At 63.8% G+C, this 26847-nt stretch carries 33 protein-coding genes, 1 tRNA gene and 1 pseudogene; 12 read left to right on the top strand and 23 right to left on the bottom strand.

Features of this window, described 5'->3' with window-relative positions:
* Positions 1–139: 139 nt before the first annotated feature.
* From BHK69_RS15865 to BHK69_RS15855, 3 genes are all read right to left on the bottom strand, one after another.
* Positions 140–943, bottom strand: coding sequence for an AbiJ-NTD4 domain-containing protein (locus tag BHK69_RS15865; RefSeq protein ID WP_148663451.1), 804 nt, complete (start codon positions 941–943; stop codon positions 140–142).
* A 547-nt stretch (positions 944–1490) separates the two neighbouring features.
* Positions 1491–2252 (bottom strand): hypothetical protein, encoded by a 762-nt coding sequence (locus tag BHK69_RS32070; protein ID WP_148663450.1) that lies wholly within the window; start codon positions 2250–2252, stop codon positions 1491–1493.
* 256 nt (positions 2253–2508) lie between these two features.
* Positions 2509–2886, bottom strand: coding sequence for a hypothetical protein (locus BHK69_RS15855; RefSeq protein ID WP_069690939.1), 378 nt, complete (start codon positions 2884–2886; stop codon positions 2509–2511).
* A gap of 320 nt (positions 2887–3206) precedes the next feature.
* On the opposite strand from BHK69_RS15855, the gene BHK69_RS15850 reads away from it, so the two are divergent.
* From BHK69_RS15850 to BHK69_RS15840, 4 genes are all read left to right on the top strand, one after another.
* The gene (locus BHK69_RS15850; protein WP_069690938.1) at positions 3207–3782 is read left to right on the top strand and encodes a recombinase family protein; all 576 of its coding nucleotides are present in this window, start codon (positions 3207–3209) and stop codon (positions 3780–3782) included.
* A gap of 127 nt (positions 3783–3909) precedes the next feature.
* Positions 3910–4248, top strand: coding sequence for a hypothetical protein (locus tag BHK69_RS15845; RefSeq protein WP_244548212.1), 339 nt, complete (start codon positions 3910–3912; stop codon positions 4246–4248).
* 247 nt (positions 4249–4495) lie between these two features.
* Positions 4496–4720, top strand: a complete 225-nt coding sequence (locus BHK69_RS32065; RefSeq protein WP_148663449.1) for a hypothetical protein — start codon at positions 4496–4498, stop codon at positions 4718–4720.
* A 70-nt stretch (positions 4721–4790) separates the two neighbouring features.
* On the top strand, positions 4791–5090 hold the full coding sequence (locus BHK69_RS15840) for a hypothetical protein (RefSeq protein ID WP_069693702.1): 300 nt from the start codon (positions 4791–4793) through the stop codon (positions 5088–5090).
* Between the two features lie 155 nt (positions 5091–5245).
* Here the strand turns inward: BHK69_RS15840 and BHK69_RS15835 are convergent.
* From BHK69_RS15835 to BHK69_RS15800, 8 genes and pseudogenes are all read right to left on the bottom strand, one after another.
* Positions 5246–5321, bottom strand: a tRNA-Phe gene (locus tag BHK69_RS15835).
* 315 nt (positions 5322–5636) lie between these two features.
* On the bottom strand, positions 5637–5849 hold the full coding sequence (yacG, locus tag BHK69_RS15830; protein ID WP_069690936.1) for a DNA gyrase inhibitor YacG: 213 nt from the start codon (positions 5847–5849) through the stop codon (positions 5637–5639).
* On the bottom strand, positions 5842–6663 hold the full coding sequence (locus BHK69_RS15825; RefSeq protein ID WP_069690935.1) for an SDR family NAD(P)-dependent oxidoreductase: 822 nt from the start codon (positions 6661–6663) through the stop codon (positions 5842–5844). The genes yacG and BHK69_RS15825 overlap by 8 nt, the downstream gene beginning before the upstream one ends.
* A 106-nt stretch (positions 6664–6769) precedes the next feature.
* Positions 6770–7066 (bottom strand): hypothetical protein, encoded by a 297-nt coding sequence (locus BHK69_RS15820; protein WP_069690934.1) that lies wholly within the window; start codon positions 7064–7066, stop codon positions 6770–6772.
* Complete coding sequence (locus tag BHK69_RS15815; protein WP_069690933.1) at positions 7063–7446, bottom strand: hypothetical protein; 384 nt, start codon at positions 7444–7446, stop codon at positions 7063–7065. Before BHK69_RS15815 ends, BHK69_RS15820 begins: the two co-directional genes overlap by 4 nt.
* A gap of 47 nt (positions 7447–7493) precedes the next feature.
* A pseudogene (locus BHK69_RS15810) lies at positions 7494–7706 on the bottom strand (Maf family protein); the annotation flags it as partial.
* An 89-nt stretch (positions 7707–7795) separates the two neighbouring features.
* Entirely contained in the window at positions 7796–8398 is a 603-nt protein-coding gene (locus tag BHK69_RS15805) for a GNAT family N-acetyltransferase (protein WP_069690931.1), read from the bottom strand.
* 287 nt (positions 8399–8685) lie between these two features.
* Positions 8686–9294, bottom strand: coding sequence for a Maf-like protein (locus BHK69_RS15800; RefSeq protein ID WP_069693701.1), 609 nt, complete (start codon positions 9292–9294; stop codon positions 8686–8688).
* Positions 9295–9641: 347 nt separating this feature from the next.
* Between BHK69_RS15800 and BHK69_RS15795 the strand changes: the two genes are divergently transcribed.
* The gene (locus BHK69_RS15795) at positions 9642–9986 is read left to right on the top strand and encodes a hypothetical protein (RefSeq protein ID WP_069690930.1); all 345 of its coding nucleotides are present in this window, start codon (positions 9642–9644) and stop codon (positions 9984–9986) included.
* Between the two features lie 180 nt (positions 9987–10166).
* On the opposite strand, the gene BHK69_RS15790 is transcribed toward BHK69_RS15795, so the two are convergent.
* From BHK69_RS15790 to BHK69_RS15780, 4 genes are all read right to left on the bottom strand, one after another.
* Positions 10167–11012: a CDP-alcohol phosphatidyltransferase family protein gene (locus BHK69_RS15790; RefSeq protein WP_069690929.1), complete on the bottom strand. Its 846-nt coding sequence runs from the start codon at positions 11010–11012 to the stop codon at positions 10167–10169.
* A 250-nt stretch (positions 11013–11262) separates the two neighbouring features.
* Complete coding sequence (locus tag BHK69_RS15785) at positions 11263–11964, bottom strand: phosphatidylserine decarboxylase (RefSeq protein ID WP_069690928.1); 702 nt, start codon at positions 11962–11964, stop codon at positions 11263–11265.
* Between the two features lie 251 nt (positions 11965–12215).
* The gene (locus tag BHK69_RS32645; RefSeq protein WP_158516225.1) at positions 12216–12353 is read right to left on the bottom strand and encodes a hypothetical protein; all 138 of its coding nucleotides are present in this window, start codon (positions 12351–12353) and stop codon (positions 12216–12218) included.
* 8 nt (positions 12354–12361) lie between these two features.
* The gene (locus tag BHK69_RS15780) at positions 12362–12898 is read right to left on the bottom strand and encodes a hypothetical protein (protein ID WP_069690927.1); all 537 of its coding nucleotides are present in this window, start codon (positions 12896–12898) and stop codon (positions 12362–12364) included.
* 308 nt (positions 12899–13206) lie between these two features.
* On the opposite strand from BHK69_RS15780, the gene tam reads away from it, so the two are divergent.
* From tam to BHK69_RS15760, 4 genes are all read left to right on the top strand, one after another.
* The gene (gene tam, locus BHK69_RS15775) at positions 13207–13983 is read left to right on the top strand and encodes a trans-aconitate 2-methyltransferase (RefSeq protein WP_425285572.1); all 777 of its coding nucleotides are present in this window, start codon (positions 13207–13209) and stop codon (positions 13981–13983) included.
* Positions 13984–14155: 172 nt separating this feature from the next.
* Positions 14156–14632, top strand: a complete 477-nt coding sequence (locus BHK69_RS15770; protein WP_083269476.1) for a GNAT family N-acetyltransferase — start codon at positions 14156–14158, stop codon at positions 14630–14632.
* A 96-nt stretch (positions 14633–14728) separates the two neighbouring features.
* Positions 14729–15124: a DUF559 domain-containing protein gene (locus tag BHK69_RS15765; protein ID WP_244548211.1), complete on the top strand. Its 396-nt coding sequence runs from the start codon at positions 14729–14731 to the stop codon at positions 15122–15124.
* 282 nt (positions 15125–15406) lie between these two features.
* Positions 15407–16771: a cytochrome P450 gene (locus BHK69_RS15760; protein WP_069693698.1), complete on the top strand. Its 1365-nt coding sequence runs from the start codon at positions 15407–15409 to the stop codon at positions 16769–16771.
* Between the two features lie 204 nt (positions 16772–16975).
* Here BHK69_RS15760 and BHK69_RS15755 read toward each other — a convergent pair whose 3' ends face one another.
* The 3 genes from BHK69_RS15755 to BHK69_RS15745 all read right to left on the bottom strand — a co-directional run bounded on the left by BHK69_RS15755 (position 16976) and on the right by BHK69_RS15745 (position 20451).
* A complete protein-coding gene (locus BHK69_RS15755) occupies positions 16976–17464 on the bottom strand; it encodes a hypothetical protein (RefSeq protein WP_069690926.1) in 489 nt (162 codons plus the stop codon).
* Positions 17465–17720: 256 nt separating this feature from the next.
* Positions 17721–18371, bottom strand: a complete 651-nt coding sequence (locus BHK69_RS15750; RefSeq protein ID WP_069690925.1) for a class I SAM-dependent methyltransferase — start codon at positions 18369–18371, stop codon at positions 17721–17723.
* 127 nt (positions 18372–18498) lie between these two features.
* Positions 18499–20451 (bottom strand): ABCB family ABC transporter ATP-binding protein/permease, encoded by a 1953-nt coding sequence (locus BHK69_RS15745; RefSeq protein WP_083269475.1) that lies wholly within the window; start codon positions 20449–20451, stop codon positions 18499–18501.
* Positions 20452–20582: 131 nt separating this feature from the next.
* Here BHK69_RS15745 and BHK69_RS15740 point away from each other — a divergent pair, with 131 nt between their 5' ends.
* On the top strand, positions 20583–20930 hold the full coding sequence (locus BHK69_RS15740; protein WP_069690924.1) for a hypothetical protein: 348 nt from the start codon (positions 20583–20585) through the stop codon (positions 20928–20930).
* Between the two features lie 138 nt (positions 20931–21068).
* Here BHK69_RS15740 and cimA read toward each other — a convergent pair whose 3' ends face one another.
* Genes cimA through cysS form a run of 3 tightly spaced genes read right to left on the bottom strand, consistent with a single transcriptional unit; the run spans position 21069 to position 24252 of the window.
* On the bottom strand, positions 21069–22667 hold the full coding sequence (gene cimA / locus BHK69_RS15735; protein ID WP_069690923.1) for a citramalate synthase: 1599 nt from the start codon (positions 22665–22667) through the stop codon (positions 21069–21071).
* Positions 22664–22786 (bottom strand): hypothetical protein, encoded by a 123-nt coding sequence (locus tag BHK69_RS33415; RefSeq protein WP_280141780.1) that lies wholly within the window; start codon positions 22784–22786, stop codon positions 22664–22666. Before BHK69_RS33415 ends, cimA begins: the two co-directional genes overlap by 4 nt.
* Positions 22783–24252, bottom strand: a complete 1470-nt coding sequence (cysS, locus tag BHK69_RS15730; protein ID WP_069690922.1) for a cysteine--tRNA ligase — start codon at positions 24250–24252, stop codon at positions 22783–22785. Before cysS ends, BHK69_RS33415 begins: the two co-directional genes overlap by 4 nt.
* 319 nt (positions 24253–24571) lie before the next feature.
* Here cysS and BHK69_RS15725 point away from each other — a divergent pair, with 319 nt between their 5' ends.
* Entirely contained in the window at positions 24572–24898 is a 327-nt protein-coding gene (locus BHK69_RS15725; protein ID WP_069690921.1) for a hypothetical protein, read from the top strand.
* On the opposite strand, the gene BHK69_RS31465 is transcribed toward BHK69_RS15725, so the two are convergent.
* Positions 24882–25580 carry a hypothetical protein gene (locus BHK69_RS31465; RefSeq protein WP_083269474.1) on the bottom strand — a complete coding sequence of 233 codons (699 nt, stop codon included), beginning with the start codon at positions 25578–25580 and terminating at the stop codon, positions 24882–24884. The two genes, BHK69_RS15725 and BHK69_RS31465, sit on opposite strands and share 17 nt — an antisense overlap.
* The gene (locus BHK69_RS15715; RefSeq protein WP_069690920.1) at positions 25568–26086 is read right to left on the bottom strand and encodes a CreA family protein; all 519 of its coding nucleotides are present in this window, start codon (positions 26084–26086) and stop codon (positions 25568–25570) included. The genes BHK69_RS31465 and BHK69_RS15715 overlap by 13 nt, the downstream gene beginning before the upstream one ends.
* Before the next feature lie 152 nt (positions 26087–26238).
* Between BHK69_RS15715 and BHK69_RS15710 the strand changes: the two genes are divergently transcribed.
* Complete coding sequence (locus BHK69_RS15710; RefSeq protein ID WP_158516224.1) at positions 26239–26790, top strand: GNAT family N-acetyltransferase; 552 nt, start codon at positions 26239–26241, stop codon at positions 26788–26790.
* Positions 26791–26847 lie beyond the last annotated feature (57 nt).

Below are 26847 nucleotides of genomic sequence, written 5' to 3'. Positions count from 1 at the left end.
TGAACGGCTTTGCTTACTGATCAACCCCTTAGAGGGGGAATGGTGCCCAGAGCTGGACCGGCCATTCAGCGCGAAAAACTCAATGAAATCAAAGGCACTAGAGGTCCCGATAGGGAGGACTTTGTATCACCGCCTTGTGTCACCTGTCGCCCCCTTGAGTGCGATCCCCCTCCTGTGTTCCCCGAGCTATGAGGTAAGATACAAAGGAAGCGCACGCGCCGAGCATGAATAATGCGTCAGCCTCATCGACGCGGGCCTCGTTTCCAAGAACTAGCGCATGACGGACGCCTTTTTCGTCGCTCGTATAGCCGTAAAGCGAGTTGAACGCATTCTTCAGGCCGCCATGCAAACGGCCGCGTCTTTCCAAAGCAATCAGCGCAGGACCGAGGACTGATGCGTCTGGAGCCAGGCGAAGCGCCATGGCTTCGACCGCGTGAATGCTCTCCCGCACGCTGCCTGCCCAATCTGCGTTCCGAAGAGCAAGACCCGCCGCAGTGAGATGCTTTCGGGCAGCTTCAGCACCGCTCGCTTCGGCATCAGCCAACGCCGCCTCGAATGCGGCACCCTGTTCCGCCACTCCGATAGCGATGATTTGGCCGTCAACGATACGATACGCAGACTTAGCCATGATAAACGCGCTGGCTAGCTCCGACTTCAACTCTGCACTGCACCCCTTATGCCGAACAAAGAACTCGACAAGATCGAACAGAGGGCCGATACTCGCCCTACTAGTAAAAGCCTTTAAGGTATTCCGTAGATCATAGGCACTATTCTCGTAGTCATCCGCATCCTTCTGCAGAAACAGAACGTGGAAATCCATCGCGACGCGCTCCCATTTGCCATGGAAATAGGTGCGCTCATATCCGGAGACAGCCTCGCGGTCGATTTCCAAACCTATGAAATAGTCTAACAGGCGTCGAAGTTCGGCAGAGACGTCACCCATTTGTAGCTGCGGTGGGATCGGCGCGAGGCCAGTACGCTGCGAAAACGGTAGGTAGCTCTGCTCGCTTGTCATGGCTCGTTATACAACAGGATGCAGCCTCTGGATAAGTAGTTTGGCTCCTCCATCAACAGCCAACAAGTTAAGCTAGGAACGGCTCAGCTCTATCGCGCGGGGTCATCATATGCGTCCGGAAAATCAGCCGCGAAAATCTGAAAGCCCTCCCCTCTCCGGCTACGCTCCCATTCCCCCCTGTGGCCCCCTCGCGTTTCCTGTAGGTCGCTATCAGGTATGCCGGAGGTTCCCACCATGACCTTGCAGAGTTCGGCACGGCGTCCCGCGTGTTGCGCCCCTCACATGGTTGGGGGGTTTGGAGAGCGGGAAACAGAAGAGGCCTTCCGGCTGGGGGGTCGATGAGGATTTGCGGGAAGTGCCGCTATTCGGGCAGTTGATGAGCCTTGAGGTGGAGATGCAGGGAGCGGCAGCGGCTCGGCATTGACGCACTAATCGGCCTCCACTGCCGGCCTTTCGTCGGTGCAGGAAACGCCTCTTACCTCACGACCTTTGGCCAACCATTTGGCCGAAGTCCTGCTCGCATAATCAGTAGCTGGCCAAGGCGGACGAAAGTGTGGACCGGCCCCTTTGGTTCCCAACTGTAATAACCCTGACCCCACACTTTTGGAGGCCCTAGTGAAACGGCCAAACGTGTCGATAACCAGTCATCGTCTTTCGAACGCCCGTCTAAAGCTCTGCTCCAATAAGATATATGCGTAATCCTCTTATCCTTTGATCCGTCATCGAAATAGAATGTAACTCTGTCAAAGACAGCATGGCCAGTCTGGTCGATGGAGTGATAGCTTTCTTTTGTTCTGTCGATTGCCTTTCCCGGAAAAGCGGCTGCCAGCCTCTCAGCCGTCTCGCCGACGCCTACACGTTCCAGCCCGACCGGATAGGAGGAACCTATCGCAAACGTATTTGCCCATTCGGCATCTTGTATTCGCGCTTTTGCCTCCGCGAGGGCTTTTACAGCGGCCTCTTTTGCCACCTTAACCTCAGCTTCCAGCTTCGCCGAACGGTCGGCGAAATCAGCTTCGGCTTTGTGGAGCCGCTGTTGCAGGGGCTGGATTTCAGCCACTAATCTCTGCGACGTATCAAGCTGGCTTTGAAGGATCGTGGCACGTTGAATGGCGTTAGGATCGCGTGCCGGAACAAGGAACTTCTCATAGAAGGCTGCTGTTGCGCTGACCGAGGCAAGGATCGTCAGTCCAAGAATGTAAATCGGCTGGTCCTTTAAATCCTTCCACGTCGTCATCTAAATGCACTCATCGTCCAGCGGCTATTCTGAAGAACATCATGGCAATCGCTCTGGCTACAAGCCGCTCCTGATTTGCAGATCGGGATATCCACGCGAAGAAATCTTTCAGCCCTCCTATCTCCGGCCGCTTCCCGATTTCCCCCCGAGGCCCCCTCGCGTTTCCAGTAGGAGACATCAAGTATCTACCGGGGTCCTGGAGGGCCTCTTGCTGCTACGGATCGAGAGCGTACAGGTAACTGGTAAGGCTTGCCGCCTAGGTTGACCAAACTACCGAAGCCAGACCGATTACGAAGAAGCCATAGGCCGCCCACAAGAGCCATTCCTGAGCATTTCGCACTCCGTCACGGAAGCCCCGAGGCTGGCCGAAATCAATTTCTCTGAGTTGATCCTTGAGGTGTTGCAGCTCTCCCCTGATGCTTGCCGCTCGTGCGCTCAGATCGCCTTGAGCAACAGCGGGGGTGAAGCTTCGCTCCGTCTTTTCATACAGCTTTTGGACTTGTTCATCGGCCTCCATACGCCTGCTCTCCACCGCGTAGGCATAGCTAGCGATGAGTTGAAGCCCACTAGCTACAAGGCCAATAAAAAAGCACCAGATGGGGAACTTGCCGATGGTCGGACTGAGCTGGACCACGGGCGTTTTACCTATCGAACTGAGCGCAAGAGTGAGGTGCCGTTCCGTTCGCGACAGATGCGTACTTGACGATTTGCTTCCACAGCTCGCTCGGATCGTGGCTCATGTTTCGTCCCCCAGACTCCTATCTTCTAGAACTCAACAGTGGGCTTCAACTGACGCCGGCGATTTGTCCCCGCTTAAGCGGCCGCAATGATCCGATAGGGCAGGCTCATGTGGTCCGTTCCAGAACACGGGCCTTGCGTTCCACACAAATGGTCCATTGATATTCAGCGCCAACTCTAGGAGCCTATCGGAACGATAGCTCTTTGGAGAGTGCCATGCTCATCGGATACGCCCGGACCTCGACCCTCGATCAGACAGCGGGCCTGGAAGCGCAACTGCTCGACCTTGCGGCGGCAGGGTGCGAACGGACCTATGTCGAGCAAGTCTCATCAGTGGATGTTGGGGAGCGGCAGGAGCTTGCCCGCGCTCTCGACAACCTTCGTCCAGGCGACGCCCTCGTAGTGACGAAGCTAGATCGCCTCGCGCGGTCGATGGCGCATCTGATGGACCTCTTGAAGGTCATCGATGGGAAAGGCGCGTCCCTCCACATCCTGTCCATGAACTTGGACACGGGCTCGCCCACCGGCCGGCTTATGCTCAACGTGCTCGGGAGCGTGGCTCAGTTCGAGCGAGAGATCATGCTTGAGCGGCAGCGCGAGGGGATCGCCAAGGCGAAGGCGGCCGGGAAGTACAAGGGTCGGGCTCCTACGGCGAAGGCCAAAAGTGAGCAGGTTGCCGAACTGGCAGGGCAGGACGTGAGTCTGTCTGAGATCGCGAGGCGGCTTGGAATTGGCAAGGCCAGCGTCCATCGCATCCTAAAAGCTCAGAAGGAAATCGCAGCGACGGCATGATCTAGGAGGCGGTCCACAGAATACTCGGCAGAAGATCGACAACTCTTGGACAGCGGGCGGACTTCCCGATACTCACAGGCCGCAGTGCTGGTCACCTCTTCCAGCTCGAGACTAAGCGGGGGCTAACTTGAAACGCATCGTGGTAATGGCGGGACTAGGTCTCGTCCTGATGGGCTGCGCAGCCTCCCCCGAGTCAATAGCCCCCTCTTATGTCAGCGAGGTTGGCTATCGCAGTTGGGCCTGCAAAGACCTTGCGGAGGAAACGGTCAGGCTCAGCGCCGCGCTGGCCCGCACCTCGCAGCTTCAAGAAAACGCCAGAACCGGGGACACTGTAGGAGTTATCTTGCTCGGTCTTCCCACCGCCTCCATGAGCGGACAGAACGTGGCCCCTGAAGTGGCGAGGCTTAAAGGCGAGACAGAAGCGGTGCGTAAGGCGATGATCGGCAAGCACTGCGCTTCAGCGTGAGCTACTATCGCCGACTTTCGGCCACTCCTGACATCTGGCCCCCCTTCATGTCCACCGCAAGAGCCCGTCAGCAATGGCGGGCTTTTCCTTTGGCACGTGCCGGGCAACCCAAGGTGTCCTGCTACACCTCAGGCCGTCGTGCCGCTACGGGTTTCAACGCTGATCAGGGCCTCGGCGAGCGCCGCACTTTGGCCTTGGAACGGGACCAAGCTTTTCCTTGCTGGGGGCAGAACCGGAGGCTCCGACAATGGCAAGCTCAACCTATAAAGGTTCGCGTGACCACATCGCGGCGGCAGAGCAGCTTGAAAAAGCAGCCCAATGTCATCGTGAGGCTGCTCGAATGTTTGAGAGCGGTGATGCCAGAAAGGGTGCTGAGCAAGCTCAGATGGCCCAGAGCTGTGAGGCAAAGGCGCAACAGCATGGAAGCGCCGCAGCCCAGGCTGACAAGGAAGTTAACCGTCAGCAGGGTTGATTGAAAAGCCTAGCGGTGCCCCCCTTCCAAGGGGGGCATCTGGGAATTCCGATGAGCAATGGAGGACACTATGCGTATGATGCTAAAGGTGTCGATCCCGGTCGAGACAGGAAACAAGAGCATTGTCGACGGCACTCTCCGGAAGACCGTGAAAGAGTTTATGTTGGAATTCGAACCTGAAGCTGCATATTTTGTGGCAGATGCCGGATTGCGCACGGGATACTTCTTCTTTGATCTTGCTAAATCGACCGATATCCCGTCGGTGGCCGAAACATTCTTTCTGAACCTCAATGCCGCCATCGAACTTACGCCAGCGATGAACGCGGCGGACATGGAGGCTGGCGTTGAGAGGGCGATGAGGGGTCGCTGATCCTCTTGTTCAGTGACGGGTAGACGTCTGTCTTGGGATGCTTGAACGGGCACGCCATCGTGAGAACCATTCAGATCACCCGATTGTATCACTCGGGTGCCTGCAAGTCTCTGATTTACTGAATTTCTTTGCTGATCAACCCCTTAGAAGGGGAGTGGTGCCCAGAGCTGGAATCGAACCAGCGACACTGCGATTTTCAGTCGCATGCTCTACCAACTGAGCTATCTGGGCGCCGGGGATGGGCAAGCGCCCGTCCCTGTTGGTGGAGGCGGTATAATGGCCGGGCTCGCGGCTGTCCAGTCGCTTGCGCAAGCTTTCCATCGCTATCGCAAAAGGGCGCTTTCCGGCCCCCTTCCGCGGCGGCTTTCCCGCCAAAACCTCTCAAAAACCGTTTGGAAATTCCAGCCCTCATCCTGAGGAGCCGCGGCACGCGGCATCTCGAAGGATGGTCCAGCCCGCACCGGAGCCTCCTGGAGCATCCTTCGAGACGCCATTCCCAAGGGAATGGCTCCTCAGGATGAGGGCTCAGGGTGTTGCCAAACCCACTCAATCCTCGTCGTCGCTCCCGCGGCCAGGCTTGTCGGCCTCGGCCTCGTCGACGGGCGCGCCTGGAATCACATAGCTGCCCTTCAGCCAGCGGCCGAGGTCGATATCGGCGCAGCGGGACGAGCAGAAGGGCTTGTATTGGGCGACCCGCGGCTTGCCGCAGATCGGGCAGGGTCTGGCGGCGGGCGGCGCAGCGTTTTCATTGTCAGCCATATTTGAGCGTGATTCCTCCATCGACGACGAGTTCGAGGCCGGTGACATAGCGCGCTTCGTCGCTGGCGAGAAACAGCGCGGCGTAAGCCACGTCCCAGGCCTCGCCCATATGGCCCATCGGCACCTGCGCATCGCGCGCCGCCCACATCGCATCGATGTCGCCATCGCCATAGACCTGGGCGAGGCCGGCGGAATACTCGACCATCGGCGTCTTCATCAAGCCGGGCAGGATCGCGTTGACGCGGATCTTCTGGGGCGCGAATTGCGCGGCGGTGGTGCGGGTGAGCTGGTTCAGCGCCGCTTTGGTCGCGGAATAGCTGGCATAGGGCACGCCGGTATGGCGAATCGAGGCGATCGACGAGATGTTGATGATCGAGCCGCCCTCGCCGCTCTCCTCGAACTGGCGCTGCATCACCGGGATGACATGCTTCATCGCCAGGAAGGCGCCGGTGAGGTTGACCTTGAAGACGCGGTCCCAGACCTCCTCGGGCAGGTCGACGACGCTGCCGACCTCGGCGATGCCGACATTGTTGTCGAGGATGTCGATGCGGCCATAGCGGCCAAGCGCGCGGGCGACGAGATCGGCGACCGCATCGGCGCTGGTCACATCGGTCTGCACGGCAAAGGCCTGGCCGCCCTCGTTCTGGATGATGGCGGCGGTTTCCTCGGCCGCGTCGCGGTTGATGTCGGCGCAGATCACTTTCGCGCCCTCGCGGGCGAAGATCGTCGCGGTCGCCTTGCCATTGCCCCAGCCCGGCCCGATCGAGCCCGCACCGGCCACGATCGCGACCTTGCCCCTGAGACGTCCCGTCATGCGCAATCCTCCTGGAGGCGCGCCTTGTCAGGCCGGCGCGCTTGCGGCGCAAGACTCCGACGTTCGGGGTTGCGTGGCAAGCGGCTGCTGCAAAAGGAGACCGCGTTCAACCTGCCATCATCGCGAGCGATACCGTCATCGCCACGACCCAACCGGCCATCGCATACCAGATCATGCGAGCGGCGGTGAGCGCGGATGCGGGCCTTCGGCGCAGCAGCGCGGCCGACAGAAGCAGTATCGGATAGCCGCAGAGATAGCCCAATGAAGCGACGAAGCCGATGGCCCAGCCATTGGCGAAGGGCGTGCCGGAAACACCGGGGGTCCCCAGTATCCAGACGATCAAGGCGCAACCCGACAGCAGCCAGGCCAGGAAAGGGAGCGCTTTCGCCAGACAGCCGCTCATCGCGTCCTCGCCCGCTCCTCAAACGGCTTTACAGACGAGCCCTGCGGTCGATCGGCCCAAGCTCGATCGGCCCAAGCGCAGATCATGGCGCGTGCATTGCTCCAGCACGCCCCTGCCCGCTCGACGTCACCGAGATCGACATCGGCTTTGCGCGCACCGCTGAGCCCATTCCAATAGGCCCGCGCCGCCCCGCTGGGCGCGACATAGACGACGGCGAAGGCGCGGCTGCGGCGCATCGCCTCGATGCCGAAGCCACCGCCACGGTGCCGCTCGATCTTGCAGGGGCCGTCGATATGACTGCGCTCATCGACAACGAAGCGGCAGCGATCGGCGCCGGCCGCCTGCCCGGCACCGAGCGTGGCGAGCAGGCTTGCAAACATTGCAACGACGCCCCGAAGGATCACAAACCCGCTCCTGCCGCTGCTCCTCACCCCATATTCATCCAGCCGAATCGGATCGGAAAGCCCTCGCCGCCGAGCAGGTTGACCGTCTCGTAGAGCGGCAGGCCGACGACGCCGGTATAAGGGCCGGCGAGCTTGATGACGAAGGAGCCGGCGATGCCGCGCCATTCGCCCGAGGCGAGATACATCTCCAGATCCTCGTTGGAGAGCCGCTTGAAGCGCAGGCGCGTCTTGACGACGTGATCGATTGATCTGTCGGACTGTCGCATAAAAGCTTGGAACCGCTTCGTCATAACGTACGAGCTTCAAATGGTAAGGCTCGTGATCCTCAGATCAGATCCTTGACCATCAAAATCCACTCCCCGGGCTCATCCGATCCCGGAAAAGCAGAAAAGGGGCGCCTGTCCCACTCGCTGAAGCCTGCCTGCCGATAAAGCCCATGGGCTCTCGGGTTGAAGCTGCCGACCATCAGCGTCAGCCGATCTTTCCCAGCCGCCCGCGCGATGGTTTCGGCCTCAGTGAGAAGGGATTTTCCAAAGCCCTTGCCCTGATGCTCGGGATAGATCGCCGCAGCCGAAATGTACCAGGTCCCGGCGGCCATGGCCTTCAGCTCGTTCAGCGCCCGCACGACCTCCGCGGAAGGCGCTGCGGGGCTGGTTGGCGCAGGGATGACATATCCGTTCAATGCCCCTGCGATCCGCCCCTCATGCTCGGCGACGCGCCAGTTGCTGAAATGCGTGAAGTGCGTCTCATCATTGCGGATGACGCCGCGACCGACCTCGAAAGCAGACCGGCCGGGATCGGCCATCTGGCCCCATAGGAAGGAGGTCAGGCGGCGCGTCGCCATATCCGCCAGCAGCGCCAGATGAGCGCAATCCTCCTGGGAGGCGGGCCGAAATGTGATGCTTGGCGAGGCGGGCGCTGAGGACATATCTGCTCCAGGGATTCGACGATTTCGGGTTCGGCGATGTCAGACAACAAAAAACCCGCCGACCGAAAGGTGGGCAGGTTGCGGAAAATCCCGGGACGTGACGGAGCCTAATGTCCCCGGAAACCTCGTCGCAGAATCGACACGCCACGCTGCACGGTGATGCAGCGTCGGCGTCGGAGGATCTCAGCAGGGCGGCGATTGAAGCTCATGGGCCGCCAGGATGATGGGAATTCGTCCCCTGGTCAACGGCATTGCCCGGCGCTCGCGACCCAAGTCGCGACAGCCCCCTACCCGACATTCATCCAGCCGAACCGCACCGGAAAGCCCTCGCCGCCGAGCAAATTGACCGTCTCGTAGAGCGGCAGGCCGACGACGCCGGTATAGGAGCCGACGAGCTTGATGACGAAGGAGCCGGCGATGCCCTGGATGGCATAGCCGCCTGCCTTGCCGCGCCATTCGCCCGAGGCGAGATACATCTCCAGATCCTCATTGGAGAGCCGCTTGAAGCGCAGCCGCGTCTCGACGATGCGGTCGCGGATCGTGCCGTTGGGAGCAACCACCGCGACCCCGGTATAGACCCGGTGCGCGCGGCCTGAGAGCAGGCGCAGGCAGGCGGCCGCCTCGTCGACGATCTCGGCCTTGGGCAGGATGCGTCGGCCGACCGCGACCACGGTGTCGGCTGCGACGATGTAGCAGCCTTCGAGATCGGCCCTGCTCTTGGCGCCCTCGCGCGCCGCTTCCGCCTTCTCGCGAGCGAGCCGGCGCGAGAGGTCGCGCGGGCGCTCGCCCTTGAGCGGGGTCTCGTCGAGATCGGCCGGCAGCAGCGCATCGGGCTTGAGGCCGGCCTGCTCCAGCAGCGCGAGCCGGCGCGGCGAGGCCGAGGCCAGAACCAGCATGGGCCGCCAGCCGGGATGTTTGGGAGAGGCGAAGAAGCTCACAAGGCGGCTCGATGAATTGGGGGCGCGCAACGGGCGGCGCGCTTGTCGCTAAGGCTCTAGAGCATTTTTCGCGGCGGATAAATCCGTCGCCGGCGCAATGCACTCAGCGCAAGCGGCCGGGCGCGTTTCACTCCAGCCATTCATCCTGCGCATATTATAGGCGGGACTACGGGGCCATGCCGCATTGCACAATGGCGCGTAAGGCACCACACTACGCGACCAAGCGGGCTGTGCGTCCCGCGTTCCGGAGTCACTCCCTTATGGCAATATCGAGCAAGCATCCGTCCGCCGTAGCAAAAGCGGGGGTGGAAGCGCAGGCGCTTGCCACCAAGATGCTGACGATGCAGGCCGATGCCGGGCTGACCATCGCCATGCGGATGCCGATCCTGCTCAAGGGCGCCCTCGGCGACAGCCATGGCCAGCGCGAGGCGGCCAAGGCGCTCAGCGAAAAGGTCTCGGCCGTGATGGAGAGCGGGCTTGCCGCCTCCCAGGCGGCGGCGATGTTCTGGTGGGGTCTTGCGCTCAACCCGCTGGCGCAGGTCGATTTCACCGAGGCCGTCGCCAAGGTCGCCAACAGCTCGCTGGAGCCCTTCGCCAAGCGCACCCGCGCCAATGCGAGCAGGCTCACGGGCCGCGCGCGCAAGCGCTGAGGATGAACGGAGAATCCGCGCCGGAATTCATCGCAGGGCGTCATTCTCGGCTTGCGCCCTGAGAATCTCATGACCAGCGCACTCTGGTTTAAGAGATGGTCGGGTCAAGCCCGACCATGACGCGCTTTGGATCCCGGCGCTACGCCCGGAATAACGGCGCGGGTACTCGTCCGCCCGGAATCAGACGCCGTCAGCCGGCACGTCCGCCGCGACGGCCGGCCCGGCGATCCCGGCCGCATGCTGGCGCTCGAGCTTGCGATAGCGCGCCACGCTGAGCGGAAGCAGCGCGAGATAGGCGACCACGATCAGCGCCAGCATCTCGAAGGGATAGGCGAAGAGCAGCCCCGCCACGACGACGACCGCCACGAAGATCGGCAGCACCTTGTCGCGCGGCACGCGCGTGCCCAGCGTCTTGCCGGCATAGCAGGGGATGCGCGAGATCGTCAGGAAGGCGATGAACAGGATGTAGAGACCGACGAATGGCGCGCCATATTCCGCCACCGGCAGGCCGATGAACTGCAGATAGAGCGGCAGCATGGCGGTGATCGCGCCGGCGGGCGCCGGCATGCCGACGAAGAAGTTCTTCTGCCAGTCGGGCCGGTTGGGATCGTCGATCATCACGTTGAAGCGTGCGAGCCTCAGCGCCATGGCGCAAGCCAGCGTCAGCACGATGATCCAGCCGAAGGATTTCAGATCGTGCAGCACGAAGATCCACAGCACATAGCCGGTGGCGACGCCGAAATTGACGAAATCGGAGAGCGAATCGAGCTCGGCGCCGAAGCGCGAGGTGCCCTTCAGCATGCGCGCCAGGCGGCCATCGACGCCGTCGAGCGCCGCCGCGATCAGGATGCAGACGGTCGCAATCTCGAGCTTGCCCTCGACGACCATGCGCATCGCGGTGAGGCCCAGGCACAAGGCCAGCAGCGTCACGACATTGGGCGCGATCAGCCGGAACGGGATCGGCTTGAAACGGGCGCGCTTGGATTCGACGCGCTCGGGCTCGAAGGGGGGGAACAGGTCGCTCATGGGAGCGGGAATACGCGGTTTTGAAGGCGGAGGCTAGGCGGAGGATTGGCTACCACGGCGGCAGCATGAGGCGCGGGGAACCCCTCTCCTGTAAGGAGAGGGGCAGGGGTGAGGTGTCGGCCCCTAGACCAGTCGAGTGGAAACCTCACAGCGCGGCTGTGGTGACGTCACGGCCAAAGCGTCCGACGGCCGACCCCTCACCCTGCCCTCTCCCTACGGGAGAGGGTTCCCCGCGCCCTTTCGAGCCGCGTTAAATCCCCCGGAACGTCCGCTTCACCGCCTCGTTGCCGCTCATATCGGCCAGCACCGTCTCGCCGGCGATCGCGGTCTGGCCCTCTCCGACCAGCGGGATCACGCTTGTGGGCAGATAGACGTCGACGCGCGAACCGAAGCGGATCAGGCCGAAGCGCTCGCCGGTCGCGATCGTGTCGCCCTCCTTGACGAAGGGCACGATGCGGCGCGCGATCAGCCCGGCGATCTGGACGACGCCGACGATCCCGGCCGGCGTCTCGATGGCGAGCGCGTTGCGCTCATTGTCGTCGCTCGCCTTGTCGAGCTCGGCGTTGAGAAAGAGGCCCGGCGTATAGGCCATCTTGACGATGCGACCCGGGACGGGCGCGCGGTTCACATGGCAGTCGAAGACGTTCATGAAGATCGAGACGCGCGTCATCGGCTCGGCCGGCAGGTTCAGCTCCGGCGGCGGCAGGGCCGAGGCGATCTGGCTGATGCGGCCATCGGCCGGCGAGATCACCAACCCCTCGCGCTGCGGCGTGATCCGGATCGGATCGCGGAAGAAATAGCAGATCCAGATCGTGATGATCGCGCCGATCCAGCCGAAGGGCGACCAGAGATTGGCGAGCACGATCGTCGCCACGAGGCCGATGGCGATGAAGACATAGCCCTCCTTGTGGATGGGCACGATCACCTTGCGGACGGAATCGACGAGCGACATGGATCTGGTTCCGTTGGCTTTAGTTGGCGCCGGCAGGCGCGGATGTGGCGGCTTTCTGCGGCGAAACTCGGGCGCAGAGCGTGGCGCTGGTTTAGAGCATTGCGCGAAAAAGTGGGTACCGGTTTTTTCGCAGGAGCAATGCTCTCATTTTTTAGAATCGATCAGGTTGTTCGCATTCGGACGGAATCGTCCGAATGCGACGTGATCTAAGGGGTTCGGCGCGCGGGGGGAAGAGGCCCGCAATCGCGCCATCACCTTGCCGGGCAATTCCCGACAAGATCGACCAGCGCCTGCTTGGCGAGGCGCAGATTGAAGCGCGCCTGGGCAGCCCCGATCGCCTGGGACAGCAGGGCAATGATGCCCAGCAACAGCGCTCCCCGCCTGACCATGGAAAGCCTCATCGTGAGACCGGGGCCGAGGCTTTGCTGAGCGGGGTCAACGCCTGGCTCCAGGCCGGGGAGACCGGCTGCGCGATCTCGGCCGGGAAGGCCGGCAGCAACGAGAGGCTGAGCGGTGCTCCGGCCTTGTCGCTCTGGATCACCAGCGTGTCGAACCTGAGCAGCCTGGCCGATTCCTGCCGAAGCACGGCTCCGGCCGCGACGACCGCGCCGCGCACGCTCAGCAGGAAGCAGGAATCGAAGGCGTTCCAGCGCTCAGTCGCGTGCTCGCCCTGCCAGCCCGGTTGCGCGAGATAGCCGCCCTGCCAGCGGATCGAGAGCGGCTGTTCGAGCCGCAAGGGCGTGCGGCCGCCCGGCAGCATGGTGGAGGCCGAGAGCGCGGAAACCGTCCTGAGCGAGGCGCAGCTTTCGAGATGGCCCGGCCTGTCCGGCTTGACGACCCATAGCGCCCAGCTCTGCGCCGGCTCGGCGGCAAGCGGACCCGCTGTCAGGCAAGAGACGAGAAGCACCCCCATCGGGCGCAGGCGCTTCCACATCTCGTCCACCTCACGGCCTTGCTCGGAGCCCAGCCTCGCTCGAAGCCCGGCCTTGCTCGGAGTTCATGCCTATGGCCCGCCATGCGTCGGCGCAAGCGCCATCGCCGCGCGCGCTGCCCTTTGGGGATTGTGCTGGACGGCGCTTGGCGCTGGACGGCACTTTGCAGTGGACGGCGCTTGGCGGTGACAGCGCTTGGCAGGCCCGCGCCATCCGGGCTGGAAGGCCTCGGGTCGCGGGCGTAACCTCCGCGCCGTTCGCACTGACGCCCGAACCCGATCCGATGCGGCCGCAAGACGCGGCCATGGAGATGCAGATGAGCTGGTCCGCCACGCAATACAGCAAGTTCGAAGCCGAACGGAACCGCCCGATCCGGGACCTGCTCGCCCAGCTTCCAGGCGACGACGTCGCATCCGCGGCCGATATCGGCTGCGGCCCCGGCAATTCGACGGAACTGCTCAAGCAGCGCTTCCCTGACGCTACGGTGATCGGCATGGATTCCTCGCCCGACATGATCGAGGCCGCCCGCAAGCGCATGCCCGACACCGGCTTCGAGATCGCCGACATCGCCAGCTGGGAGAATCCGGGCCCTTTCGACGTGATCCTGTCCAATGCCGCGCTGCAATGGGTGCCGGACCATCGCGCGCTGCTGCCGGCGCTCATCGCCAAGCTGAAGAGCGGCGGCTGCCTTGCCGTGCAGATGCCCGACAATTTGGATGAGCCGGCCCATATCCTGATGCGCGAGACGGCAGCCGACGGCCCCTGGGCCGCGGAGCTGACGAACGCCTCCAAGGCGCGCGGCAGCCGCCAGAGCGCCGACGGGTACTATCGCCTCCTGCGCGAAGCCGCCTCCGGGGTCGACATCTGGCGCACCACCTATCACCATCCCCTGGTGGGCGGTCCGCCGGCGATCGTCGAATGGTTCAAGGGCACGGCGCTGCGCCCCTTCCTCGATCCGCTCGACGCGACGCAGCGGGCGGGCTTCCTCGAACGTTACACGGCTGTGATCGCGCAGGCCTACCCTGCTCTGCCGGATGGCAGCGTGCTCCTGCCCTTCCCGCGATTGTTCTTCGTCGCGACGCGGTGAGCATGGGCTAGAGCGTTTTCGAGCGAAGTGGCTACCGGTTCGCTCGCGACAAACGCGAAGCGTTTGCGCGGAGAAAACGCGTTAAAACAAAGCGCTAGAGCAATTTAACGATCCAATTGGATCGGAAATTGCTCTAGCCTTGCGACGATCGCTCGGGGAGAGGAGAGCGCCCATGATCCGGCCTGGCTCCACCGTCGATGCAGATGACGCCCTCCCCTCCGGGCTGGCCTTCGCGGAGGTCAGCTTGCGGCTCAGCCATGTCTACCCGGCCGAGACCTCGCCCTGGGGCGTGCGCACCTTCCGCTTCGACATGCTGGTCGACGGCATGGTCGCCGGCACGATCAGCCTGCGGCCGGCGACCACGCATCTCCTGACCCATCTCTCCGGCCAGATCGGCTTCTCCGTGGAGCCCGGTTTTCGCGGGCGCGGGCTCGCCGCAAAGGCGGTCCGCGCGCTCGTGCCGGCCGCACGTGCCCATGGCCTCAATGAGCTCTGGTTCACCACGACGCCCGACAATGTCGCTTCAAGACGCACGCTGGAAAAGCTCGGCTGCGTACTGGTCGAGAGCGTCGCGGTGCCGGAGGACTATGTCAGCCATGCCAGCGGCGAACGGACGAAACTGCGCTACCGGTTGGACCTGTTGGGCTGAGGGTGATCAAGCGGCTGCGTCATGCTCGAGCACGACGGAAAGGGCGCGGGGAACCCCTCTCCTGTAAGGAGAGGGGCAGGGGTGAGGTGTAGGCCGTTGGACGGTGAGGCGCGATGGCGACGGAACAACAGAGTTTCGCAAGGACACTCCGCCGGCAATCGACGAAGCCGGAAGACATCCTCTGGGATCTGCCGCGCGCGTCGTCTCGACGGTCTCAAGTTCCGACGTCAGGCGCCGCTGCTCGGCTACACCGTCGATTTCCTCTGTTTCGAGCGCAAGCTCGTCGTCGAACTCGACGGCAGGCAGCATGATGTCGAACGCGACTACGACGCGGCGCGCTCAGAGGAGATCGAGCGCCATGGCTTCATGGTGATCCGCTTCGGCAATGAAACGGTGCTCAACGACCGCGACGTGGTCATCGCCCGGATTCGAGAGGGCGCGGGAACCGCGACGGAGATCCCACTCCTGCAAGGAGAAGGCAAAGTGAGGTGAAGGCCGCTTTCCGCATGAGGCTCGTGTCCGCTGCGGTGAGGCCTGCACCCCGCTGGTCCAGGGGCCGACACCTCATCCCTGCCCTTCTCCTTACAGGAGAAGGGTTCCCCGCGCCCTTCTCCCCCATCAAAGCCGGCTGTTGCCGGCTTTGACACTTAGGGTTGCCCATCTCGGGCAAGCCCGAGAGAAGGAAAGAGAGCACCCCGGTTGTTCATTCGCCATATTCGCAGGCACAATGCCGGCGCGTGGTGGAGCATGAACCGGGAGACCGAAGCCTTGACCATGATGGCCGCCGCCTCCGCCGAGATCGCCCCCGAAATCCCGTTCCGGAGCCGGCGCTCCTCGCTCTCCGTGCTGACCTCGCTGCTGCGCAACCCGCTCGAGGCGATACCGCCGGAGGCCTTCTCGGAAAAGCTCGTGCTCTCGCGCGTCGCCGAGCAAGACAGCCTTTATATCTGCGACCCCGCGTTGATCCAGGAGGCGCTGCTGCGCAATGCAGGCGCGCTCGGCAAGGGCGACACCTTGCGCCGCGTGCTGGCCCCCGCGCTCGGCCAGGGCCTGCTGACGGCCGACGGCGCGCATTGGCGCTGGCAGCGTCGCGCGGTCGCGGCGGGCTTCCAGCATGACAGCCTGACCGGCTTCCTGCCGGCGATGATCGCAGCCGCCGAGGCGACGCGCGACGGCTGGCTCGGCAAGGCGGGGCCACTCGATATCGGTCACGAGATGATGCACACCACCTTCGCCATCATCGTCGAGACGATGCTTTCGGGCAGCGGCGATTTCGACACCGTCAAGGTCGAGAGCGCCATCACCGATTATCTCGAACCGACGAACTACATGTTCGCCTACAGCCTGTTCCGCGCGCCGGAATGGCTGCCCTATCCCGGTCGCCGGCGCGCCTTCGCCTCCGTCGCTTATCTGCGCGAGACCCTGGGCGCGATGGTCGCCAAGCGGCGCGCCAGCGGCGAGCATCGCAACGACCTCATCGACATGCTGCTCGCCAGCGCCGACCCCGAATCCGGCCGCGCGATGAGCGACGCCGAGATCGTCGACAACCTCCTGACCTTCGTCACCGCCGGCCATGAGACGACCGCGCTCGGCCTGGCCTGGACCTTCCACCTCCTGACCCAGAACCGTGCGGTCGAGGATGCCGTTCTGGCGGAGATCGAGGCGGTGACGGGCGGTGGCGCGCTGCAGCCGGAGCATGTCATGGCGCTGCCTTTGACCAAGGCCGTCTTCCAGGAGGCGATGCGGCTCTACCCGCCCGCGCCGGTCGTCACCCGGCAGGTCGAGGAGCCCTTCCAGCTGGGCGGCATCGCGCTGAAGCAGGGCATGGTGCTTTATGTGCCGATCCAGGCGGTGCATCGGCATGAGCAGCTCTGGGACCAGCCCGATCTCTTCGACCCCGCCCGCTTCGCGCCCGATGCGGTGCGCGCCCGCCATCGCTACGCCTATCTGCCTTTCGGGGCCGGCCCGCGCACCTGCATCGGCAGCGCCTTTGCCACCATGGAGGCGGTCGCGATCCTGGCCGTGCTGCTGCGAGCGATCAGGCTCGAGCCGCTGACGCAGGAGCCGCCCGAGCCGACCTTGAAGGTCACCTTACGGCCGAAACAGCCCTTGCTGATGACTGCGGCGCCTCGCGCCTGAGAGTCTGTTTGCAGCCCGTGCTCGGAACCACCGCGTCATCCTGGACAAGCCGCCCTCGGGTCCGGCCTTCGGCCGGCCCAAGGACAGGCTCCGCGGCGCAGCTCCGGGATCCATCGTAGAGCGTTTAGGCCCTACGATGGATCCCGGGACGACCTTCGGTCGCCCAGGATGACGGTGTGGTTCCGCGTGTAGGCGAATGCGCCCCTAGGCCGCCGCGTGGACGCTGGTGAAGCGCCTTGAGGCGAGCCAGGTCAGCACGGCGAAGACGACCAGCACCACGCCTTGCGCAATGGCGAAGGGCGGCTCGCCTTGCGTCGGCGCCAGCGCGCGCAGCGCCGGCACCTTGAGGAAGGCCTGCGCGACCGCGACGAAGACGAGCAGATAAAGCGCCAGCATCGCGGTGATCGCATAAATCCGCCGCCAGCCATCAGCGAGGCCGCGACCATAAAGCGCGAAACCCGCCACGATCAGCAGCACGAGCGAGATCGCGCCGACGATATGGGAGGGCAATACGCCGGTGAAGGGAAAACCGTAGCCCGTCGCGCTCGTGGCGAAGGCGGTGGCGAGGTAGACGCCGGTCCAGCGCGGAACGGTGTGGCCCTTGAGCAGGCCGCTCGCGACGGGAATGCCCGTCAGGATGGCGATGATGCTGAGCCAGGTGTGAAAGCCTACGAAACTGGTCGGATCGAACATTGGAAGCCCCCGCTTCAACCGCAATACGCCATCCTGCCAAATCCGGGGCCGCCCTGGCGAGCGATATTATGGAAGCTTTCTCAACTGGAGGCCCCCGCCGCCGCTAGAGCATTTTCGAGCGAAGTGGATACCGGTTCGCGTGAAGACAATGCGATAAAACAAGGAGGTAGAGCATTTCCGCGATTCGCAGAAACGCGGAAATGCTCTAGGCGCTCTGCATGCTCCGGCCGCCGTACCGTTGCGCAACAGAAGCCGGTCAGTGCGAAGCCTTCCTGAACAGCCCGGTCATCCAGCGGCCTTCGCGGCCCTCGAACGAGTGCGACCAGTGCAGGACGAGGCCGAGCGCGGCCAGAAGGGCAACGATCTCGGAGCGCGGCCACAAGGCGACATAGTACGCGTCGCCCTTCGAGCCGATTTCGACGCTCTCGCCCTCCCCCTCCCGGAGTCCGAGCAGGAAGACGCCGCCGTCGCTGATCGCCTGGGCGATCCTGGCGAAGACCGTAGGCAGCAAGTCACGCTCGACATGCTGGAGCACGTAGAGCGCCACGACCCCGTCATAGGGGCCGCCCAGCAGATCACGGATCACATCAAGGCGCTCGGCATGGCGACCGCGCGACGCCTGAAAATGCAGGAAGGACTCCGCGGCGTCGGTGCGTCTGACAACGAGCCCTCTTTCCTCGAGCCAATCGGCGTCCCAGCCCGGGCCGGAGCCGATCTCGAGCAGGCGGCTTTCCGGTTCGACGAGCTTCAGCAGCTCGACGAGCCCCGGTTGATCACTCGCCTCCGGCCGTGGCGCAGTCGTTTGCGCATAGTCGATGGCACAGTCCTCATAGCCGGCGAGGGTCGACGCGTTGGAGGCCGAGCGGTTCACCGGCCCGCCTTCCTTGGGGGTCTTCGGTTCGGCCATGTCTCGCTCGCGTTGCTATCGCGCTCCAGCGGAATCCAGATCGCCAGCCCGCCGAGCCTGAGAGACCGGCGACGATCATCCCGAATGATGGCCCATCTCCTCGATCGTCCGCAAGCGCTGCCTGAGCTCACTCCGTCAGGCTGACCCTGACGCTCGGCGCTTCCTCCGCGGTCGCGCGCTGCAGCGTCGCCTTGGCCTCGTCGACCTGGCGCTGGCGGTTCCAGAGCGCCGCATAGACGCCATCGGCCGCAAGCAGTTGCGGATGGCTGCCGCGCTCGACGATCAGGCCCTTGTCGAGCACGATGATCTCGTCGGCATTGATCACGGTCGAGAGCCGGTGGGCGATGACCAGCGTGGTGCGGCCCTCGCTGACCCGGTCGAGCGCATCCTGGATCTCCTTCTCGGTGAAGGAATCGAGCGCCGAGGTCGCCTCGTCCAGAACCAGCACGGGCGGGCCCTTGAGGATGGTGCGGGCAATCGCGACGCGCTGCTTCTCGCCGCCCGAGAGCTTCAGGCCGCGCTCGCCGACCGAGGTGGCGTAGCCCTCCGGCAGGGATTTGATGAAGCGGTCGATCTGGGCGAGCCGCGCCGCTTCCTCGACTTCAGCCTCGCTCGCCTCGGGCCGGCCGTAGCGGATGTTGTATTCGATGGTGTCGTTGAACAGCACGGTGTCCTGCGGAACCATGCCGATGGCGGCGCGCAGGCTGACTTGCTGGACATCCGCGATCGGCTGCCCGTCGATCAGGATGCGGCCGGAATTCGGCTCATAGAAGCGGAACAGCAACCGCGAGATCGTCGACTTGCCGGCGCCTGACGGTCCGACGATCGCGATGGTCTTGCCCGGCGGCACGGTGAAAGAGATGCCCTTCAGGATCGGCCGCTCCGGGATATAGGCGAAATGGACGTCCTCGAAGCGGACCTCGCCGGCATCGACCCGCAGCGGCAGCGAACCCGGCTTGTCCTGGATCTCGGGATCCTTACCGATCAGCGAGAACATCTGCTCGATGTCGAGCGTCGCCTGCTTGATCTCGCGATAGACGGTGCCCATGAAATTCAGCGGCTGGTAGAGCTGGATCAGCATGGCGTTGATCAGCACGAAATCGCCGACCGTATGGGTGCCGGCGCGAAAGCCCTGCACCGCCATCACCATCGAGATCGTCAGCCCGGCGGCGAAGATCGCGGCCTGACCGAAATTGAGCCAGGCGAGCGAGGTGTAGGCCTTGATCGAGTTGCGCTCATAGCGCGCCATGGAGAGGTCGTAGCGGGCCGTCTCGCGGGCTTCGGCGCCGAAATACTTCACCGTCTCGTAGTTCAGCAGCGAGTCGATCGCCTTGGAATTGGCGTCGGTGTCGGACTCGTTCATCTGCGAGCGGATGGCGATGCGCCACTCCGTCGCCTTGATGGTGTAGGTCATATAGGTCGTCACCATCACGACCAGCACGACGACATAGACCCAGTCGAACATCACCAGGAGCACGGCGATGATCAGCACGAGCTCGATCACCACCGGCACGAGCTGGTTGAGGCCGAGCCGGACCATCTCCTCGATGCCGTTGCGTCCGCGCTCCAGAACCCGGGTCAGGCCGCCGGTCTTGCGCTCGAGATGGAAGCGCAGCGAGAGATAATGCAGATGGCCGAAGGTCTGCAGCGCCAGCGTGCGCACCGCATGCATGAAGACCGGCGCAAACAGCGCATCGCGCAATTGGATGAAGGCGGCCGAGCCGACGCGGGCAAGCCCGTAGACAACCGTCAGCGCCAGGGGCGCTCCGACGAGCCAGGGCAACCAGCGCTCCAGGCTGGTCGGCGTATTGGCAAGCGCGTCCGTCGTCCATTTGAAGGCGAAGGGCACGCCCATCAGCACGATGCGGCCTGCGACCAGCAAGGCGAAGGCGAGCACGACGCGCTTGCGCAGGTCGGCGCGGTCGGCCGGCCAGAGATAGGGCCAGAGCGCGCGGAAGGTCGCGACGAAGCCGGAGCCGGGCTGGAGCACGGCCGAGCGGGCGAAACTCGGCGGCGGGTTGGACACGGCTGGCGCAGACATCTTGAAACGATTCCAGTTGGCCGGGTGATATAGGCGCATTCGCGCGGCAATGCATGCCCATGTCGCGCAAGGTTCCGATTGCGTCGGCTTGCTGCCTTGTTCTCGTCCAAAGCCCGGTGTCAGATATCGGCGGAGAACGCCAAAGCTTTGCTAATGGGGACGAAACAATGATGAAGTTCCAACGCGTTATCGCCACCGCGGCTGCCGGCCTCTGCGCCGGGCTGATGCTCGCGGCCGCTCCCGCCGCCGCGCAAAAGGCCAAACCGCCGGCGCAGATCAAGATCACCAATATGCGCGCCTCGCCGCTGACGACCTTCGAGATCGCCACCACCGGCGACCAGTCGCGCCTCGTCGGCAAGCTCGCCAAGCCGCTGGAGCCGGGCAAGAGCACGGCGGTCAAGCTCAACAAGCCCTTGGGCTGCAACTACTACGTGCTCGCCCGCTTCGGCGACGACGCCGAGAGTGACGGCGAGAGCATGGATCTGTGCAAGGATCGGGTCATCCGCCTGACGGAGTGAGGCTGCTTCGCCCGCAACGTCATGCTCGGCCTTGTGCCGAGCATCCACGTCTTGAACACCGAATGCGATAGAGGAAGACGTGGATGGTCGGGACAAGCCCGACCATGACGGAGGTGGCGCTTCCGCCTCATTCGGCTTCTACGCCGTCGCGCCCTCGCGCATCAGCTTGTAGGTGATCGAGTCCACCAGCGCCTGGAACGAGGCGTCGATGATGTTGGCGCTGACGCCGACCGTGGTCCACCGCGCACCGGTCTCGTCGGCCGACTCGATCAGCACCCGGGTGACCGCGTCGGTGCCGCCCTGGAAGACCCGGACCTTGTAGTCGACGAGGCGCAGGCCCTCGATCAATGACTGATAGCGGCCGAGATCCTTGCGCAGCGCCAGGTCGAGCGCGTTGACCGGGCCGAGCGCGCTCTCGGCGACCGAGATCAGCACCTCCTCACCGACCTTCACCTTCACGATCGCCTCGGAGAAGGTGACGAGCTCGCCCAGCGCATTATGGCGGCGCTCGACATTGGCGGTGAAGCGCTCGATCTCGAAATAGGCCGGCAACTCGCCCATGATGCGCTTGGCGAGCAGGAAGAAGGAAGCGTCGGCGCCCTCAAAGGCGTAGCCTTGCGCCTCCTTCTCCTTGACCTCGTCGAGCACCCGGCCAAGGCGCGGATCGTCGCGGCCGAGCGTCACGCCGATGCGCTCCAGCTCGGCGACGAGGTTGGATTTCCCGCCCTGGTCCGAAATCAGAACCTTGCGCAGATTGCCGATCGCCTCGGGCGGGACATGCTCATAGGTGCGCGGGTCCTTCAGCACGGCCGAGGCATGGATGCCGGCCTTGGTGGTGAAGGCGGACGCCCCGACGAAGGGCGCATGGCGATTGGGCGCCCGGTTCAGCATCTCGTCGAGCGCGCGCGAGACATGTGTGAGCTCGCCGAGCCTGGTCGCGTCGACAGCGATGGCGAAGCGCTCGCGATAGCGCTCCTTTAGCTTCAGCGCGCCGATCAGCGTCACCAGATTGGCATTGCCGCAGCGCTCGCCGAGCCCGTTCAGCGTGCCCTGGATCTGGCGCGCACCGGCCTCGACCGCAGCCAGCGAATTGGCCACCGCGCAGCCGCAATCGTCATGGGCGTGGATGCCGAGATGGTCGCCGGGAATGGTTTTCGTCACCTCGGCGACGATCGCCGAAATCTCGTCGGGCAGCGTGCCGCCATTGGTGTCGCAGAGCACGACCCAGCGCGCCCCGGCCTCATAGGCCGTGCGGGCGCAGGAGAGCGCATAATCGGGGTTGGCCTTGTAGCCGTCGAAGAAGTGCTCGCAATCGAGCATCACCTCGCGTCCGGCAGCCCTGGCGGCTTCGACGCTCTCAGCGATGCCGATGAGGTTGTCTTCGAGCGGGATCTCGAGCGCGACATGGACATGGTAGTCCCAGGCCTTGGCGACGAAGACGATGGCGTCGGCCTTGGCCTCCAGCAGCGCCGCGATGCCGGGATCATTGGCAGCCGAGCGGCCGGCGCGCTTGGTCATACCGAAGGCGGCGAATTTGGCCTGCGTCGTCGGCTTCTGCGCGAAAAACGCCGTATCCAGCGGATTGGCGCCGGGATAGCCGCCTTCGACATAGTCGATGCCGAGCTTGTCGAGCATGGCGGCGACGCTGCGCTTGTCGTCGAGCGAGAAATCGACGCCCGTCGTCTGCGCGCCGTCGCGCAACGTGGTGTCGAAGAGATGGATGCGGGCAGCGCTCATCGCCCCCGCCTCAGTTTGAAGCGCAGCACGCGCGGCATCACCATGGCGAGCATGACGAGCTTCATGGCAACGGACAGAGCGCCGGCTGGGCGGATCTTCGGGGTGTCGGCGCGGTTCATCGTTTCACGTCCCATGTCGTCGTCGGCTCGCCGGTGGCGGGGTCCTTGCCATCTTTGAGCTGGATGCCTTGCGCCAGAAGCGCGTCGCGAATGCGGTCGGATTCGGCGAAGTTCTTGGCGCGGCGGGCTTCGAGACGAGCGGCGATCTGCATGTCGACAGCAGCACGAAGCGTTGCGTTGTCCAGCGCGTTGCTCTGGGAACGCAGGCCGATGCCGAGCAGCGACAGTCCTCCGCGCAGCCGAGACAGCTCGCCTGCTTTGCGAAGCGCATGCAGCTCGGCCAGCGCCTTGGCGATGTTCAGATCATCCGCCAACGCGTCCAGGAAGGCTTGCGAAGGCGATCCGACCTCCGCATCGCCGGCGACATCCGACCATTCGGCAAGCGTCTTCTCCGCCTCCTCCAGCGCCTTCACCGTCCAGTCGATCGGCTGGCGGTAATGCGTCTTCAGCATGGCAAGGCGCAGCACTTCGCCCGGCCATGTCCGCCCGCCAAAGACCTCGGTCTCCAGCAATTCGTTGATGGTGACGAAGTTGCCGAGCGATTTCGACATCTTCTCGCCCTCGACCTGCAGGAAGCCGTTATGCATCCAGATATTGGCCATGCGCCCTGCCCCGTCGACGCCGCCAAAGGCGCAGCAGGATTGGGCGATCTCGTTCTCATGATGCGGGAAGACGAGGTCGATGCCGCCGCCATGGATGTCGAAGAGGTTTTTGGCCGGGTCGTCGCAGGCAAGCCCGCCGCCGAAAGGCGAGAGCAGCTTTGCCATCGACATGGCCGAGCATTCGATATGCCAGCCGGGGCGGCCGGGCGTGGCGATGCCGGCCGGCGATGGCCAGCCGGGATCGATCCCTTCGCGGCTCGGCTTCCACAGCACGAAATCCATCGGATCTCTTTTGTACGGAGCAACGTCCACCCGTGCCCCGGCGATCATCTCGTCGAGCGGCCGGCGCGCCAGCGAACCGTATTTCGGCGCGGCCTTGAGATGTTCGACGGCGGGCACATGGAACAGCACATGCTCTTCTGCGACATAGGCGACGCCGCGCGCGATGAGGCGCTCGATGATCGCCTTCATCTCCTCGATATGGTCGGTCGCACGTGGCTCGGCGTCGGGCGGCAGGTTGCCGAGCGCGCCGATATCGGCATGAAACTGCGCCGTGGTCGCTTGCGTAACCTTCGCGATCGCCTGGTTCAGCGGCAGGCCGGGATAGTCGCGGGCCGCCCGCGCGTTGATCTTGTCGTCGACGTCGGTGAGGTTGCGGGCATAGGTGACATGGTTCGCGCCATAGAGATGCCGCAGCAGCCGGTAGAGCACGTCGAAGACGATGACCGGGCGGGCATTGCCGATATGGGCATAGTCATAGACCGTCGGGCCGCAGACATACATGCGGACATTGTCGGGATCGATCGGAGCGAAAACCTCCTTCGTCCGCGTCAGCGTGTTGTAGAGCCTCAAGATCGGCGACATCGGAGAGTGTCCTGGCGAAACGGCGGAAGGCATGGAGACGAGCATATCCTGGCCGCTGGCCGGGGCGCTGTCTGTCTTTCCGTTTCAGGACGAGGACGTGAGCAGCCGGCCAGCGAAAGCTAGCGGCAAATAATGCAAATCGGGTTGGCGGCTCGCGTCATAAAAAACTGATTGCCTGCATGCGAGCTTTGCGTCAAGAGGGCGCCCCACTTGTTGCGCTGCACCATGGCTGGCGCGAGTTCATCCAAATTTAACCGATTGGAACCATCCTCACGATTTGAGGGTTGAGCGCCCGACCGGGTCACGAGGAATATCTGAAATGCGCCGCGCCATCGCTCTTGTCGGCCTCTTCGGAATCATCGGCGCGGGCCTGTCCCTGTCGATCCTGCCCTCGACCAAGACTGTCGCGGCCGCCAGCGACCAGCGCACCTTCCTGATCCCCGCCAGCGACGGCTACGGCGTCGCCGACTGCATCTCGTCCAAAGCCGAATGCGGCAAGATCGTCGCCAATGCCTGGTGCGAGGCCAAGGGCTTCAAGATGGCGACCAGCTTCGGCCTCGCCGATCGCGAGGATTTCACCGGCACGCTCGCCAAGGCGACCGTGACGGCCGAGCCCGAGCAGCCGCTGGTCATCGTCTGCGGCTAAGGCTGCCTGGCCTGTTCTTCGCCCACCAATCGCACTGCCAATCCGTGTAACCCAGCAGTGTCCCTTGGCGGCGCTCCGACGCTTCGCTCCATCCCGATTTTTCGGCGCTCTGCCACATCTCGATATAGGCATTGATGCGCCATTCCTGCCCCGGCAAGGCAAAGTACACGCGACGTATCCCATCGAGAGGCTGACTATCTACGACACCTCGCTTCGGCGACGGGAACGGGTGGTCGATGGTGCGCCGCAGGAGGCGTCCTTGCTCAACGAATGGGCCAAAAGGCGCGAGAAACTCGTCAAGAAAGGCACTGGGATAGGCGTCGCTGAAGACAGCGAGAGGTTTTCGCCCGTCCAGCATCAACGCCAGTTCGAAACCGGTGTGAATGAGGTAAGGCACGTCGCGAAGAGAGTTCCAAGGAACTAGCGAGACGGTGCCCATGTCCGTTGGAAATGGACAGTCGAACGCTCGCGAGATTGCCGAGAGCTGTCCGCTGTCGAGTTCATATCCGCGTTCAAGCTCATGATCATCACCCAGATCCGGGCCCAGCACGACGCGAAGTCGGGCGAGATCGTCGCACTGGATCTGGGCTTCTAGGATGGGACAACAGGTCCGGGAATCACGGACCTGCAAGACGAAGCGGCGTGGCGCCGTTGCTTCCACCTCGCCCCTCACTTCACCCATTCGGCGCATTTCGGCGCATCGCCATTCGCGCCCCAGGGCATGATCGGCACGGTCGAGGTCGAGTTCTGCGGGGAGCCCTCGATTAGCTTGTCGGTATAGACCATGTAGATCAGCACATTGCGCTTGGCGTCGCAGCCGCGCACGATCTGCATCTTCTTCCAGATCAACGAGCGGCGCTCGCGGAAGACGACATCGCCCTGCTCGGATTTGTCCTTGAACTTGATCGGGCCGATCTGCCGGCAGGCAAGCGAGATGTCCGAGACCTGCTCAGCGACGCCGAACATGCCGGCGACGCCGCCCTTCTCGGGCACGGTATAGTGGCAGGCAACGCCCTCGACGACGGGATCGTCGACGCCGTAGACGGCGAGCTTGTCGTCGGGCGTCAGCATCTTCCAGACGGTCGACTTGCGGAAGATCAGGTCTTCCTGCGCCTGGGCCGGCGAAAGCGCCGCCCCGGCAAGCGACAACGCCGCCAAAGCGACAAGGACGTGACGACGAAACCGCATTCTCTCTCTCCCGAGGCTTTTCCGCATGGCGGCTGGCAGGATATGGGATATCGCGCCCTGCCGCACCAGAGCCGGATCGATGCGAAAACCGATTGCTCTAAGGCGGCGACGGCTCAGCCGAGATCGCGCCCTGCGAGAACCGCGACATGACCATGACGGGACTGCCAGAATTGAAGACCGCGCAGCTGGCGCTGCGGCCACGGCAACTGGCCGATCTCGACGCCATCGCCACGATGAATGCCGATCCCGAGGTGATGCGCTATATCGCGCCGCTCGGCGATCCGGCGATGAGCCGGGACGGCATCGCGGCACGCAGCTTCAGCCATATCGCACGCGGGCTCGGCTACTGGTCCGTCTTTCCCGCGACGGAACCAGGTGCACTCATCGGCTATGTCGGGCTCATCCCCGATGGCGAGGCGCAGCAGCAGGTCCAGCTCAGCTACCGCTTCGCGGCCCGCCATTGGGGCCAGGGCCATGGTTTCGAGGCCGTTTCCCGCCTGCTCCGCCACGGCTTCGAGACGCTGGCCCTGCCGGAGATCGTCATCGTCACGCACCCGCAAAATCTAGCTTCGCTGCGGCTGGCGGCGAAACTCGGCTTCAAGCCGGCACCGAGGCAGGTCATGACACTGATCGGCGCACCGCCGGTCGTCGCGACCCGCCTGCGCCTGGAGCGCCCCCGCGAGCAAAAGCGCGAGCCCTATTGACTGACGCCGTAGCTCGTCAGCGTCGCCCTACGCTACGCGATGATCTCCGCCCGGCAG

This window comes from Bosea vaviloviae, from assembly GCF_001741865.1.
In the GTDB taxonomy this organism is placed as follows: Bacteria; Pseudomonadota; Alphaproteobacteria; order Rhizobiales; family Beijerinckiaceae; genus Allobosea; species Allobosea vaviloviae.
This window is presented reverse-complemented; position numbering and strand designations above follow the sequence as displayed.